This window comes from Erwinia sp. PsM31 (genome assembly GCF_030433775.1).
Lineage (GTDB): Bacteria > Pseudomonadota > Gammaproteobacteria > Enterobacterales > Enterobacteriaceae > Erwinia > Erwinia aeris.
Map to the genome: position 1 here is coordinate 62,005 of NZ_JARUWZ010000002.1, position 14,353 is coordinate 76,357.

Annotated in this window: 11 protein-coding genes; 5 read left to right on the plus strand and 6 right to left on the minus strand. The window is 60.0% G+C overall.

The genetic code is table 11. The features are described 5' to 3' along the window. Positions 1–199: 199 nt before the first annotated feature. Positions 200–2,734 (plus strand): excinuclease ABC subunit UvrA, encoded by a 2,535-nt coding sequence (locus QCD69_RS01840; RefSeq protein ID WP_301250795.1) that lies wholly within the window; start codon positions 200–202, stop codon positions 2,732–2,734. 47 nt (positions 2,735–2,781) lie between these two features. On the opposite strand, the gene QCD69_RS01845 is transcribed toward QCD69_RS01840, so the two are convergent. The 6 genes from QCD69_RS01845 to QCD69_RS01870 form a co-directional block, all read right to left on the minus strand. Beyond that, positions 2,782–4,131: a GntP family transporter gene (locus QCD69_RS01845; protein ID WP_253454097.1), complete on the minus strand. Its 1,350-nt coding sequence runs from the start codon at positions 4,129–4,131 to the stop codon at positions 2,782–2,784. Between the two features lie 88 nt (positions 4,132–4,219). After that, the gene (locus QCD69_RS01850; RefSeq protein WP_253454099.1) at positions 4,220–5,005 is read right to left on the minus strand and encodes an HPr family phosphocarrier protein; all 786 of its coding nucleotides are present in this window, start codon (positions 5,003–5,005) and stop codon (positions 4,220–4,222) included. Continuing rightward, on the minus strand, positions 5,005–5,631 hold the full coding sequence (gene otnC, locus QCD69_RS01855; RefSeq protein WP_253454101.1) for a 3-oxo-tetronate 4-phosphate decarboxylase: 627 nt from the start codon (positions 5,629–5,631) through the stop codon (positions 5,005–5,007). Before otnC ends, QCD69_RS01850 begins: the two co-directional genes overlap by 1 nt. Continuing rightward, on the minus strand, positions 5,628–6,893 hold the full coding sequence (gene otnK, locus QCD69_RS01860) for a 3-oxo-tetronate kinase (protein ID WP_301250797.1): 1,266 nt from the start codon (positions 6,891–6,893) through the stop codon (positions 5,628–5,630). Before otnK ends, otnC begins: the two co-directional genes overlap by 4 nt. Next, positions 6,890–7,795: an L-threonate dehydrogenase gene (ltnD, locus tag QCD69_RS01865; protein ID WP_301250798.1), complete on the minus strand. Its 906-nt coding sequence runs from the start codon at positions 7,793–7,795 to the stop codon at positions 6,890–6,892. The genes otnK and ltnD overlap by 4 nt, the downstream gene beginning before the upstream one ends. A gap of 44 nt (positions 7,796–7,839) precedes the next feature. Continuing rightward, positions 7,840–8,040: a hypothetical protein gene (locus QCD69_RS01870; RefSeq protein ID WP_301250799.1), complete on the minus strand. Its 201-nt coding sequence runs from the start codon at positions 8,038–8,040 to the stop codon at positions 7,840–7,842. A 10-nt stretch (positions 8,041–8,050) separates the two neighbouring features. Between QCD69_RS01870 and ygbI the strand changes: the two genes are divergently transcribed. The 4 genes from ygbI to treY all read left to right on the plus strand — a co-directional run bounded on the left by ygbI (position 8,051) and on the right by treY (position 14,314). After that, positions 8,051–8,812, plus strand: a complete 762-nt coding sequence (gene ygbI, locus QCD69_RS01875) for a DNA-binding transcriptional repressor YgbI (RefSeq protein ID WP_301250800.1) — start codon at positions 8,051–8,053, stop codon at positions 8,810–8,812. 75 nt (positions 8,813–8,887) lie between these two features. Next, the gene (locus tag QCD69_RS01880; RefSeq protein ID WP_301250801.1) at positions 8,888–9,826 is read left to right on the plus strand and encodes an Rpn family recombination-promoting nuclease/putative transposase; all 939 of its coding nucleotides are present in this window, start codon (positions 8,888–8,890) and stop codon (positions 9,824–9,826) included. 193 nt (positions 9,827–10,019) lie between these two features. Further along, positions 10,020–11,804, plus strand: coding sequence for a malto-oligosyltrehalose trehalohydrolase (gene treZ, locus QCD69_RS01885; protein WP_301250802.1), 1,785 nt, complete (start codon positions 10,020–10,022; stop codon positions 11,802–11,804). Beyond that, a complete protein-coding gene (gene treY, locus QCD69_RS01890; RefSeq protein ID WP_301250803.1) occupies positions 11,801–14,314 on the plus strand; it encodes a malto-oligosyltrehalose synthase in 2,514 nt (837 codons plus the stop codon). Before treZ ends, treY begins: the two co-directional genes overlap by 4 nt. Positions 14,315–14,353 lie beyond the last annotated feature (39 nt).

Below are 14,353 nucleotides of genomic sequence, written 5' to 3' on the forward strand. Positions count from 1 at the left end.
AAACCATCTCCTTAACCAGAGGTTCGTCGAACAACAGGGAAAAGTTTCGCTGAGATAAAAAAAATTTTAGCAATTCGCCTGACTGAGGCGAATTGTGTGATCGCCTTAACAGAACTACCCTTTCCTGCACGCCATTCAGGATCGGGCCTGCTTTGAACGCCCCGATACTGTCAGCCACATCAATTTTTACAGGGATACTATGACGCCGACCAGAACTGAACGCGCCGCTCAACAGAAAGTCGACAGCACTGACGTAAGCGTACACGGAGCGAGAACACACAATCTGAAAGATGTCTCACTCTCTTTCCCTCGCGATGCCATCGTCATCTTTACTGGCGTCTCCGGCTCGGGCAAATCCTCACTGGCTTTCGATACGCTCTATGCGGAAGCGCAGCGAAGGTATCTGGAATCCGTCGCGCCACACGTGCGCCACCTGATTGAGCAGGCTCCGGTGCCGGACGTGGACAACATCGACGGGTTGCCGCCGGCCGTCGCGCTCCAGCAGAGTCGCGCAGGCGCTCAGGAGCGCTCCACGGTAGGCAGCCTGACCCGTATTTCGGTCACGCTCCGCCTGCTTTTTTCCCGTGCCGGGCATTACCCTGAGGGGATCCCGTTTATGCCTGCCGAGGCGTTCTCGCCCAATAATCCGCAGGGTGCCTGTACGCTGTGCCAGGGCACGGGCAGGACGCATGAAGTGAAAGCCGATGCGCTGGTGCCTGATGAGTCGTTAAGTATTCGCGAAGGCGCGATAGCCGCGTGGCCAAACGGCTGGGGAGCAAAAAACCTGCGCACCATTCTTGAAATGCTCGACTACGACGTGGATGCGCCGTGGAAAACCTTATCGGCAAAGGATCGGCAGTGGATACTGTTTACCGATGAGCAACCCTCCGTGCCCGTGTTTCCGGATATGAATGCGAAGCAGCAAAAAGCGGCGATCGCGGCCGGGATGAAACCTGACTATACCGGCACCTACACCAGCGCCAAAAGATATCTGCTGCAAAGCTATGCCGGCGGAAAAGAGTCTGTTAAAAAGCGGCTTTCCCCCTTTATCGCCACGGCGCCTTGTCCCGCCTGTCAGGGGAAAAAGCTTAACCCAAACGCCCTGGCCGTCACCTTTGCCGGCTACGATATCGCCGGGATAGGCGAGCTGACCCTGACACAGCTGAAAATGCTGTTGCTGCCGTTTGCCGAGGGCGAGGCTGCTTCTTTGCCAAAGGAAACGGCGCTGCGGGAAGCCACCACAAGAATGGCGTCGGACATCTGCGGCCGTCTTGATCAGCTTGAGAAGCTGGGGCTGGGCCACCTTGCTCTGGGACGGCAGACCACCATGCTCTCTTCCGGAGAGCTTCAGCGGATACGGCTGGCGACCCAGCTTATTTCACAGCTTTTCGGGGTGCTGTACGTGCTGGATGAGCCTTCCGCCGGGCTGCATCCGGACGATGTGCAGGCGCTGCTGCATTCCCTGCGTTCGCTGCTGGAGGCCGGCAACTCGCTGGCGATTGTAGAACACAATCTTGATGTGATTGCCGAAGCCGACTGGCTGATTGAGGTGGGGCCAGGGCCGGGCCGCCAGGGAGGCGAAATCGTCTATAACGGTGTGCCGGACGGGCTGGAGAAAGTGACAGTGTCACGTACAGCGCCTTATTTGTTCAGCCAGCAGCAGCCGGGTTTACGCCAGCGTAACACCCCGGCCAGCTGGCTCAGGCTGGAACAGGTTAGCTGCAACAATATTTCCGCGCTTGATGTGGCCATTCCCCTTGAAAGCATGACCGTGATCACCGGCGTATCGGGTTCGGGGAAATCAACGTTGCTGACCCGCGTCCTGCCGGGCTTGCTGGCACGGCTGGATAACACGCCGGGGGATGAAGAGGCCGGGGAAGAAGACGAGACGTCAGATGTGCAGGGGAACATTGTTGCCGGAGGCGACAGCCTTAAAAGGCTGATCCGCATCGATCAGCGCCCTATCGGACGCACGCCTCGTTCCAACCTGGCAACGTACACCGGCTTTTTTGACACTGTGCGTAAGCTGTTTGCAGAAACCGACGAGGCAAAACGGCGAGGCTTTACCGCGAGCCGGTTCTCTTTCAATCTGCCCGAGGGGCGCTGTCCGGTCTGCGAAGGCCAGGGGCAAATCACCATTGAACTGATGTTTATGCCGGGCGTAAGCGCGCCCTGTTCCGCCTGCGGCGGCGCCCGCTACAACGAGGAAACGCTGAAGATACGGTGGCAAAACCGAACAGTTGCTGACGTCCTCGATCTGACCGTGGATGAGGCCGTTACCGTTTTTGAAGGCAATGACACCATTCAGCGTTCTTTAACGGCGCTTACCGCCCTGGGGCTGGGATACCTGAAATTAGGCCAGCCCGCCACGGAATTATCCGGCGGCGAATGCCAGCGCATCAAGCTGGCCTGGGAGCTTCAGCGCGCGCAGCGGGGGAAAACGCTTTATCTGCTGGACGAGCCATCTTCGGGCCTCCATCCTTCCGATACGGATAAACTGCTGGGCGTGCTGGATCGGCTGGTGCAGCGTGGCGATACCGTTATCATGGCCGAACATGATATGCGCATCGCCGCCGAGGCGGACTGGGTGATCGATTTAGGGCCGGGTTCCGGGAGTAACGGCGGCCGCGTCGTGGCGGCTGGAACACCTGAAACGGTCAGCCAGGCGGCTGAGAGCCTGACCGCGCCTTATCTGGCCAGCAAGCTGGAAAAAAGAACCGCCGATCCGCAGTAAGCCTTAAAGGAGGAAGGAAAGTACCCCTTCCTCCTTTATCACTCCGGTCAGACCAGCGCCCACACCAGCCACGTCAGCGCAAAGCCGCTCAGGCCCATCACCGTGGTTAACACCGTCCAGGTTTTCAGACCGTCGACCACGGACAGCCCCAGATAGCGCGTTACCACCCAGAAGCCCGCATCGTTCACGTGCGACAGGCCCAGCCCGCCAAAGCAGGCGGCCAGCGTCACCAGCACCCTGTCCATCTCGTTTGCGCCGCCCACCGCCGACGTCAGCAAGCCGCTGGTGGTCAGGATCGCTACCGTGGCCGATCCCTGCGAGGCGCGCAGCGCCAGCGACAGGATAAACGCCGCCGGCACCAGCGGCAGATGCAGCGTTTCCAGCGTTAACGCCAGCGCTTTACCTACGCCCGACTCTACCAGCACTTTGCCAAATGCGCCGCCGGCGCCCGCTACCAGAATTACGCTGGCCGATCCCGGAATGGCGCGGCCGGTCAGATCTTCCAGCTTGTCTTTGCTCCAGCCGCGACGCAATCCCAGCAGCCACGCGGCCAGCGCCAGCGCGATAAGTAACGCTATCGGCGGCGTGCCGATCACCGTCATCACCTTACGCAGCAGGCTCTCTTCCGCCAGCAGCGAATGCGCCAGCGTACCCAGCACGATCAGCGCAATAGGCACCACGATCAGGCCAGAAATCATCAGCGCGCCCGGCGTCTCGCTCTTTTTCTCTGCGCCTTCCGGCTTCGCCATTTGCAGGCTTTCCAGTACCTCCACCGACAGCTGGAAGCGCTGGCGATTCATCGCCTTCGCCACCAGGTAGCCGACAATGCCCACCGGGATCGAAATTACCAGGCCCAGCAGCATCAGCCAGCCCATATCAGTGTGCAGGATCCCGGCCGCCGCCGCCGGGCCAGGATGCGTAGGCAGCGCCACGTGCACCGTCAGCATGACGCCCGCCATCGGCAAACCGAACTTGATCGGTGAGACGCGCGCAACTTTGCTGAAGCCGTAGATCAGCGGGATCACGATAATAAAGCCGACTTCAAAAAACACCGGGATCCCCAGGATAAACGCCGCCATGGTCAGCGCCGCTACGGTGCGCCGGATGCCCAGCGTCTTGCTGAAACGCTGCGCAAGCGACTCTGCGCCGCCCGATGCCTCAATAATCGCGCCGAGCATCGCGCCCAGTACGATGATAATAGCGATATGACCGAGCAGCCCGCCCATGCCGCTCATAATGATTTCCATGATTTTTTCAGACGGAATGCCGGTGGCGATAGCGACCAGCAGGCTCACAATCAACAGCGCAACGAAGGGATGGACTTTGGCTTTAATGACCAGCAGCAGCAGAACAACGACGCTGGCGGTCGCGATGGCTAACAGCATAGCGGTGGACATGGTAATCCTTCTATTCTTATCGTTTTAACAGACCCGGTGCAGGTAAAGGGTGAGGTAAACCGGCGCGAAGGCGCCGGGTAACACAGGCTTAGCGTTTTTTCGCCCAGGGTTTAAACCAGCCAAGCCCGGCGAGCGTGCCGTTGCGTGGAATATATTCGCAGCCTACCCAGCCGTCGTAGCCCACGTCATCCAGCAGGGTAAACAGCCACGGGTAGTTGATTTCGCCCTCGTCCGGCTCGTGGCGATCCGGTGCAGAGGCGATCTGCACGTGACGATAGCGCCCAGCGTTTTCCCGGATCAGGTGGCTCAGGTTGCCGTCCACCATCTGCGCGTGAAACAGGTCGAGCTGGGTGAAGACGTTTGGCCGATCGATACGCGCCATCATCGCCAGCGTCTGATACTGGCTGGCATAGAGATAGTTGGGCTTGATTTTGGGGCCGAGCGCCTCCAGCAGGATGGTGATGCCGTGCGGCGCAAAACGGTCGGCCGCATAGTGAATATTGCTGATAAACGTCTGCTCGCAGGCCGCGCGATCCATGCCTTCCTGCACCACGCCAGCCATGATATGCACCTGCGAGACGTTCAGCGCCAGCGCATACTCCAGCGCGCTGTCGATATCGGCGCGGGCATCGGCTTCGCGCCCCGGGATCGCCGTTACGCCCCATTCTCCTGACTGCACGTCGCGCGGCGCGGTGTTAAACAGCACCAGCTTAAGGTTATGTTCATCCAGCCGCGCTTTTAGCTGTTGCGCCGGGTAGTCATAGGGAAACAGAAATTCCACGGCCTCGAAACCGGCGTCGGCCGCCGCGGCAAAGCGATCCAGGAAAGGCACTTCGGTAAACTGGGTGGAAATATTGGCTGCAAACTTCGGCATTATCGGCTCCTTAACTCGTCAACTTCGGCCTCGCTGAGGTAGCGGATCGCGCGGTCGCCCAGCGTGAAAATCAGGCGCGCCGTCTCTTCCAGCTCTTCCGTATTATCCGCCGCCTCGCGCAGCGAGCTGCCTACCACTACCGAGCCGTGGTTCGCCAGTAGAAAGCCGCGATAGCGCCCCGCCAGCGCGGCGAGATCGTCTGCCAGCCGCGTATCGCCCGGCCGGTAATAAGGCACGACAGGCACATCGCCGACGCGCATCACCACATAAGGCGTAAACGGTCGGATACAGTTCTGCCGATCCAGATCTTCCAGACAGGAGAGCGCGGTCAGATAGTGGCTGTGCAGGTGCACCACCGCTTTGCAGTCGGGATCGTTCAGATAAAGCGCCCGGTGAAAGGCGATCTCTTTGGAGGGCTTGTCGCCGGCGATCCATTCGCCCTGCGGCGTCACTTTAGACAGGCGATCGCCGTCCAGTTCGCCCAGACAGGAGCCGGTCGGCGTCGCCAGCAGATTACCGTCCTCCAGCAGCACAGAAAGGTTGCCGGCAGAGCCGGTAGCGTAGCCGCGCTGAAAAAAAGAGGCGCCCAGCTTCACCATCTCCTGGCGAGCCTGTTGTTCTGTCATGATGAAAACTCCGTTTGCGCGCGGCGGAAAAACTGCTCGTCGCCAAAATTGCCTGACTTCAGCGCCAGCGACAGCGGCTGATGAATATCCCTTACCCAGGGCACGCCGGGGGAAATGGTCGGGCCGATATGGAAAGCGGTCACGTCCAGGCTCTGCGCCACCACGCCGGAAGTTTCGCCGCCCGCTACGATAAAGCGTTGCCAGCCGCGCGCCTTCAGGTTGCGGGTCACGGCGGCGAACAGGGTTTCTACCGCCTCGCTGCTGCGCTGTGCACCGTATTGCTGCTGAATAAGCTGTAGCTGTTGCGCATCCGCCGTGGCGTAAAGCATCGGCGCCAGCGGCCGGGCGTTTTGATCGGCAACCCAGTCGGCAAGCTCGCGGGCATAGTCGTCTACATTGTCCAGACAGCGGCTGACCTCTACTTCACGCGCGGGCGCCTGCTGACGATAGGCGTTGACCTGCCGGTTGGTCATCTGCGAGCAGGAGCCGGAAATCACCACCGCGCGCTCGCCGCGTGGACGCCCTGCCGTTTCGGCCTCGTTACCAAGGTTTTGCGTCGTGGCCCAATGGCGCGCCAGCCCGATAGCCAGGCCGGAGCCGCCGGTGACCAGGCGCATCTCGCGCAGCGCCTCGCCCTGGGTCAGTAAATGCTGTTTGCTGAGCGCATCCAGCACCACATAATTCACCCCGGCGGCCTTCAGCTCGCTTAGTTTTTCGCGCACCGCTTCGGCACCGAGGTCCAGCGTGGCGGCGGCAATCAGGCCCGCTTTGCCCTTAGCCTGACGCGCCATCAGGCGCAGCAGATTGCTGTCCGTCATCGGCGTGACCGGATGATGACGCATCCCCGACTCCGACAGCAGCTGTTCGCCGACAAACAGATGGCCCTGATAGACGGTGCGGCCGTTCACCGGCAGCGCCGGACAGATAGCCGTCTGCGTTTCGCCAAGCTCATATAGCAGCGCGTCGGTGACCGGGCCGATATTGCCTTTCTCCGTACTGTCGAAGGTGGAGCAGTATTTAAAATAGAAACGATCGCAGCCCTGCTCCCGGAGCCAGCGCAGCGCGGCCAGCGACTGGTCAACCGCCTGCTCAACCGGGCAGGAGCGCGACTTCAGGCTGATAACGATCGCCTGCGCGGCAAGGCTTTCCTGCTGTTCAGGCACGCCGTTAAACTGGATGGTGGCCAGGCCGTTCTGCGTCAGAAAGCTGGCGATATCGGTCGCGCCGGTAAAGTCGTCGGCAATCACTCCTAAACGCGTCATGCCTGCTCCTTGCCCTGAGGCAGCGTGATACCGCTGAAAATCTTGATCACCGCGCTGTCGTCTTCACGGCCATAGCCGGCGTTGCTGGCTTCGGTAAACATGTTCAGCGCGGTAGAGGCCAGCGGCAGCGGAAACTGCAGCGCTTTTGCCGTCTCGGCCACCAGGTTGAGATCTTTCACAAAGATATCGACTGCGGATTTCGGGCTGTAGTCGCCGTCGACCACGTGGCGCATCCGGTTCTCAAACATCCATGAGTTGCCCGCCGCATTGGTGACGACCTCATACATGGTATCCAGTGGGATACCGGCGCGGGCGGCCATCGCCATCGCTTCCGCTCCCACCGCGATATGCACGCCAGCCAGCAGCTGATGAATAATTTTTACGGTGGATCCCAGGCCGATTTCGCTGCCGACGCGGTAGACTTTTGCCGCCACCGCCTCCAGCACCGGCTGCAAACGTTCAAACGCGGCATCGCTGCCGGAGGCCATCACCGTCATCTCACCGGTTGCCGCTTTGGCCGCGCCGCCGGAAACGGGCGCGTCCAGCATCAGCAGCTGATGCTGCGCCAGCCGCTGTTCAATCTGCTGCGCGTCCTGCGCAGAGATAGTGGACGACACCATCACCACCGTGCCCGGCTTCAGCCTGGCGGCCAGGCCGTTATCGCCGAATAAAATAGCGTTAACCTGTTTAGCGTTGACCACCAGCAGCAGCACGGCCTCAAGCTGATCGACGAACCCGTCGGCGGCGGTTTGCGCATCGCGGGCGCCCGTCTGGCGCAGCGTTTCCAGCGCCGCTGGATTAAGATCGACGCCCCAGGTGTTCAGCCCCGCACGAATGCAGGAGGCGGCTGCGCCCATCCCCATCGACCCTAAACCGATTACGCAAACGTTTTGAATTGGCACCGTGGCCTCCGTTGTTAAATTAAGTTATTATTTGTTCAATGTTGTTAATCGTGCCAGCTTATCGGATGAATAAATGTGCCGCGCATCACAAATTGAAGGCGGCGAACAAAAAAGAACATTTCTTCACAAGCGCTGTCAGCACTGAATCCTGAGGCGAAAAGGCGGAACCACACCGCAGAACCGGCAAATTTTCTATTCGCGCGGCCATCCCTTTCCATTACAATGTGAAAAATTGATAATTTCACAGGAGCAGACGTGATCCCGGTTGAACGACATCAGCAGATCCTGGCGATGGTGGCCGAACGCGGCGTGGTGAGCTTTTCGGAACTGAGCGAACGGCTGGGCGTATCGCATATGACCATTCGACGCGACGTGCAGAAGCTGGAGGAACAAGGCGCGCTGCTGGCGGTATCCGGCGGCGTGCGTTCGGCCGAACGGCTGGCGGCGGAACCGTCGCACCAGACCAAAACCTCGCTCTATAACGCGGAGAAAAATGCGATTGGCCGCCGCGCCGCGCAGCATATTCCCCGCAACAGCTGTATTTATATTGATGCGGGCACCACCACGCTGGCGCTGGCCGGCGAGCTGCTGGATCGCGACGACCTGCTGGTGGTGACCAACGATTTTATGGTGGCGGCCTTGCTGATGGAGAAAAGCCGCTGTCGGCTGATCCACACCGGCGGCACGGTATGCCGCGAAAACCGTTCCTGCGTCGGGGAAAGCGCGGCGCGCAGCCTGCGCCATCTCGCTATTGATATCGCTTTTATCTCTGCATCCTGCTGGGGGCCGCGAGGCCTCTTTACCCCGGACGAGGACAAGGTCACGGTAAAGCAGGCGGTGTGCGACGTCAGCAGCAAGCGCGTACTGCTCAGCGACAGCTCCAAATACAATAAAATCGCCACGTTTATGGCGCTGCCGCTGGAGATCTTCGACACCATCGTCACCGATAGCCGCCTGAGTGCTCAGGCGCGCGAAGCGCTGGGCGAAGGAAACTGGAAGCTGGCTCTCGCGGATTAACCTGCGTGGCGGTCAGGCGGCGGCTGGTGCGCTATAGTGCGGCCAAAGGAAAGCCGGACAACAGTGGAGGCTGGTATGCCCGCCAGAAAAAGGAAAAAAATCACCCGCACGCCGCACGATGCGGTTTTTAAGCAATTTCTGACCGATCCCGCTGTCGCGAAAGATTTTATGGCGCAGCATCTGTCCGAGTCGGTGCGGGCCGCCTGCGATTTTTCGACTCTGCGGCTGGCGTCCGGCAGCTTTGTTGAAGAGAGCCTGCGCGCCTGCTTCAGCGATGTGCTTTATAGCCTGAAAACCGCCGGCGGCGACGGCTATATTTATGTGCTGATTGAACACCAGTCGACGCCCGATCGTCATATGGCCTTCCGGCTGCTGCGCTACGCGGTTGCCGTGATGCAGCGCCATCTGGACGCCGGTCACACTAAGCTGCCGCTGGTGATCCCGGTGCTGTTTTATAACGGCAAACGGTCGCCCTATCCTTTTTCGACCCACTGGCTTCATGGATTTACCGATCCCGATATGGCGGGCAGGATCTATGGCACCCATTTCCCCCTGGTCGACGTCACGGCGATCCCCGATGACGAGATTGTGCATCACCGGAAGATGGCGGCGCTGACGCTGGTACAAAAGCATATTAACCAGCGCGATATGACGGACCTGTTGGACAGGCTGACCGCGTTGATTTTAGCGGGAGATCTCACAGAACAGCATTTGATTTCACTGGTAAACTATTTATTGCTTGCAGGTGAAGCTTCAGACGCAAAGGTATTTGTACAGCAGCTGGCACAGCGCGTGCCGCAACACGAGGAGAAACTGATGACTATCGCACAGCAGCTCAAGCAAACAGGCGTTCAGGAAGGGATGAAAATGGGCGTCGAAAAAGGAATGCGGCTCGGTCGAAAAGCGGAGGCGCGCAATATCGCTCGGGCGATGCTGCGGCAGGGATTTGACCTTCAGGCCGTGGCAACGCTAACCGGGCTGAGCAAGGTTGAACTGGCGCAGCTTTACCCGTGATTTTTCCACCAGGCCTGCAATAAGCACGTCCGGGCCGTCGCCAGGCCCGGCAAAACCCAACCCCATCCTGCTTTTTGCGCCCTGCCGCATACCCTTCACTTTCTACGCAATAGTCTATGATTTCTTCAAAGCTTACATCGCACTCCTTGCGATGTCGTCTATCGCTCACCGCTGTGCTTAAAGAGGCTATTGAATGGGATCCGGAACATTTAGTAAGAGCTGGGGGGCCGAGTATGTGGCCGACGGTAAGGTTCGTTTTCGCCTTTGGGCTACGGGGCAAAAAAGCGTCACGCTCAGGCTGGCCGGAAAAGATATTGCCATGTCCGCCAGCGGCGACGGCTGGTTTGAAGCGGAGGTCAGCGAGGTAGCGCCCGGCGCGGAATACAACTTTGTGCTTGCCGACGGCATGGTGGTGCCGGATCCGGCATCGCGTGCGCAAAAGGCGGACGTTAACGGCCCCTCTGTGGTTATCGATCCCGCAAGCTATAGCTGGCAGCATGAATGGCGCGGTCGTCCGTGGATTGAAACGGTGGTGTACGAAATGCATATCGGCACCTTTACCCCGGAAGGCACCTTTCGGGCCGCCATAGAGAAACTGCCTCACCTGGCGGAGCTGGGTATCACCATGCTGGAAGTGCTGCCCGTTTCGCAGTTTGGCGGCAATCGCGGCTGGGGCTACGACGGCGTGCTGCTTTACGCGCCGCACTCCGCTTACGGCACGCCGGACGATTTCAAAGCCTTTATCGACGCCGCGCACGGTCATGGCCTGTCGGTGGTGCTTGATATCGTCCTGAACCATTTTGGCCCGGAAGGCAACTACCTGCCGCTGCTGGCGCCTGACTTCTTTCATAAAGAGCGCATGACTCCCTGGGGAGCCGGAATCGCTTATGACGTCGCGGCGGCTCGCGACTATATGGTGGAAGCGCCGCTGTACTGGCTACAGGAGTACAATCTGGACGGGCTGCGTTTTGACGCCATCGATCAGATTGAAGACACCTCGGAAAAACATGCGCTGATCGCTATCGCCGAACGTATTCGTGCAGAAATCACCGACCGGCCGGTTCACCTCACCACCGAGGACAGCCGTAACGTCATTTTCCTGCACCCGCGTGAAGAGGACGGCAGCGTGCCGCTGTTTACCGGCGAGTGGAACGATGATTTCCATAACGCCATTCACGTTTTCGCCACCGGCGAAACCCACGCCTACTATCGCGACTTCGCTAACGAGCCGGAAAAGCTTATTGCGCGCATTCTGACGGAAGGCTTCGCTTATCAGGGCGAAGTCTCGGCGCAGTCGGGTGAAAAACGCGGCGTGAAAAGTTCAGGTCAGCCGCCGGTCGCTTTTGTCGATTTTATTCAGAACCATGACCAGACGGGCAACCGCGCCCAGGGCGACAGGCTGATCCAGCTGGCGGGCGCCGATCGCACCAAAGTGCTGCTGGCCACGCTGCTCTGCTCGCCGCATATTCCCCTGCTGTTTATGGGCGAAGAGTACGGCGAAACCAGGCCTTTCCTGTTCTTTACCGATTTCCACGGCGATCTGGCTAAAGCGGTGCGCGAAGGGCGCGCGCGTGAATTCCAGGGCCATGCCGGACATGAAGACGAAAGCGTGCCCGATCCTAATGCCAAAAGCACGTTTGACGCTTCAAAGCTGGACTGGCAAAAAACGCAAAGCCCGCAGGGACAGGCGTGGCTGGCATTGACCAAAGAGCTGCTGGCCGTGCGGCAGCGCTATATCGTGCCGCTGCTCACCACTGCAGGCGGCAACAGCGGCAAAGTGCTGCAAACCGCCGCCGGTTTCGTCGCTGTCAGCTGGACGTTCCCTCAGGGCACGCTGTCGATCGCGCTGAATATCGGCGAGAAAACCCAGCCCGTGCCGGACATGCCGGGCGAGACGATTTTTAGCTGGCCGCAGGCCATCACCGAGCTGCCCCAGCATGCCATCCTTGTTCGCCTTGCTCCGGGAGAAACCGCGTGACTATTCCAGCCTCGACCTACCGTATCCAGTTCCGCAGCGGCATGACTTTCGATCGGGCCGCCGCGCTTGTTCCCTATCTGAAACAGCTGGGCATTAGTCATCTCTACGCGTCGCCCATTTTTACCGCGCTTTCCGGCTCTACCCACGGTTACGATGTTATCAACGCCAATGAAATCGATCCGGCGATTGGCGGCCGTGAGGGCTTCGATCGTCTGGTGAAAACGCTGCAACAGGCTGGCCTGGGGCTGATCATCGATATCGTGCCGAACCATATGGCCTCATCGCTGGAAAACGCCTGGTGGCGCGACGTGGTAGAGCACGGCGAAAACAGCCGCTACGCCCACCATTTTGATATCGACTGGTCACGTCGTCTGACGCTGCCTTTCCTTGGCGATGATTTTGAGGTGGAGCTTGAAAACGGCGCTATCGCGGTTAAACCCGATCCGCAAACCGGGAAACCGGCGCTGGCTTACTACGAACATTTCTATCCGCTGACGCCTGCAAGCTGGCAGGATCGGGTGGAGGCGGTGCTGCAACTCACCGACAAAGCCGATATCGCTGCGCTGCACGACAGCCAGCCCTACAGGCTGATGTCCTGGCGGGACGCGCCGCGCGACCTCTCCTTCCGCCGCTTTTTTGAAATCACGGGGCTGGCCGGCGTGCGGGTGGAAGATAAGGCGGTGTTCGATGATGCGCACCAGCTGATCCTCGAGCTGGTGCGCAGCGGCGCGGTGCAGGGCCTGCGCGTTGACCACGTCGACGGGCTGGCCGATCCTAAAAGCTATCTGGAACGGCTGCGTCAGGAAGCCGGACCGGATTGCTATATCACGGTAGAAAAGATCCTGGCTAAGGGCGAGCATCTGCCTGCCGACTGGCCTGTCTCCGGCACCACTGGGTATGAATTTATTGCTTCCCTGTCCGAAGCGCTGGTGGACGGCAAACATATTCGTCAGCTGCGGCAGGCCTATGAAACGCTGCTGGGCAAGCCGGTTGACGTGCAGGCGGAGCTGCGCGCGGCCAAAATGCTGATGGCGACCCGCAACTTCGCCGGTGAAGCGACCAGGCTTTTGCAGCTTGCCACCACTATCGCCGCCGCCGATAACGAGCCGCTGGAAGAGAAAGCGCTGTTGACGGCGCTGCGGGAGCTGCTGGTCGCCTTCCCCGTTTACCGCACTTACGGCACAACAGAGGGGCTGCCGCCCGAAGATGCCGACCTGCTGCTGAAAGTAGCGGACGAGGTGCGCCAGGGCGTTAAGGCACCGGATCCCGAGGCGCTGGGCTTTTTAACGCGGATTATGGCGGGCGAAGTTTCCGCTGCCGCCAGTGACGACGCCGCCAGCTTCCGCACCCGCTTCCAGCAGCTGACCGGGCCGCTGATGGCAAAATCGGTCGAGGACACGCTGTTTTTCCGCCTGCATATGGCGCTGGCGCTGAATGAGGTCGGCGCGGAGCCGATGCCGGATGACTTCTCGCCGGAACGTTTCCACCAGGAGATGCAGGAGCGGCTGGCCCGTCAGCCGGACGCCCTTTCCGGCACCTCTACCCACGACACCAAGCGTGGCGAAGATGCGCGAGCGCGCCTCTATACGCTGAGCGAAGCGCCGGAGCGCTGGGCGGAGTGCGTCTCTCGCTGGCGGCAAGGCAACCAGTCTCAGGTGGTGCAGCTTAAGGACGGCCCTGCGCCAAAACCCGCCGTGGAGTGGATGCTGTACCAGTCGCTGGCGGGCGCATGGCCCACCGATCTGGCGCCTGATGATGCTGAAGGCCTCAAGGCGCTGGAGGAGCGCTTTACCGGCTTTGTAGAAAAAGCGCTGCGTGAGGCGAAGCTGCGCACCGACTGGGCCGACAGCAACGAAACCTATGAAAATGCCGTGCTCGACTATGTGCGTCATCTGCTGTCGCCCGATAATCAGGCTTTTTTGCAGGACTTCACCGCGTCGCTCCAGCCCTTTATCCACGCAGGCCTTGTTAACAGCCTGACCCAGACGGCCATCAAGCTGACCGCACCGGGCGTGCCGGATATTTATCAGGGCAGCGAAACGCTGGATCTGAGCCTGGTGGATCCCGACAACCGTCGCGAGCCGGATTTCGCCGCGCTGGAGCAGCTGTTAAATCAGGTTGAGCAGGTCGATCCCGCTAATGAAGCGCACTGGCTGGACGGTCGCCTGAAGCAGCAGCTGATTGCTAAAGTGCTGCCCCTGCGTCAGCAGCTGCCGGATCTGTTTCGTAAAGGCGACTATCTGCCGCTGAGCGCCACGGGTCAGCAGGCGGAGAACGTGCTGGCTTTTGGTCGAGCCAACGACGAGGCGGCGCTGATTGTGATCCTGCCCCGCCTTGTGTTTAACCGATTGCAGGAGGCGCACTGGGCGCCGGCGGAAATCGCCCTGCCGGAGGCGCTGGCTGGCCGACGCTATATCAATCTGATCAGTGGCGCAGAATCTGCGCTGGAGACAAGCTTTAGCCTGGCGGGAGGCGATCGGCGGATGCCGGTTATTCTGCTTAGCCGGTAAAGCTGACTCTACAGCACAAGGACGTGCTGCTGTAACTTA

Coding starts and splice junctions, on each gene's coding strand:
- QCD69_RS01840 (WP_301250795.1), top strand. CDS start 200: ATGACGCCGACCAGAACTGAACGCGCCGCTCAACAGAAAGTCGACAGC.
- QCD69_RS01845 (WP_253454097.1), bottom strand. CDS start 4,131: ATGTCCACCGCTATGCTGTTAGCCATCGCGACCGCCAGCGTCGTTGTT.
- QCD69_RS01850 (WP_253454099.1), bottom strand. CDS start 5,005: ATGCCGAAGTTTGCAGCCAATATTTCCACCCAGTTTACCGAAGTGCCT.
- otnC (WP_253454101.1), bottom strand. CDS start 5,631: ATGACAGAACAACAGGCTCGCCAGGAGATGGTGAAGCTGGGCGCCTCT.
- otnK (WP_301250797.1), bottom strand. CDS start 6,893: ATGACGCGTTTAGGAGTGATTGCCGACGACTTTACCGGCGCGACCGAT.
- QCD69_RS01880 (WP_301250801.1), top strand. CDS start 8,888: ATGCCCGCCAGAAAAAGGAAAAAAATCACCCGCACGCCGCACGATGCG.
- treZ (WP_301250802.1), top strand. CDS start 10,020: ATGGGATCCGGAACATTTAGTAAGAGCTGGGGGGCCGAGTATGTGGCC.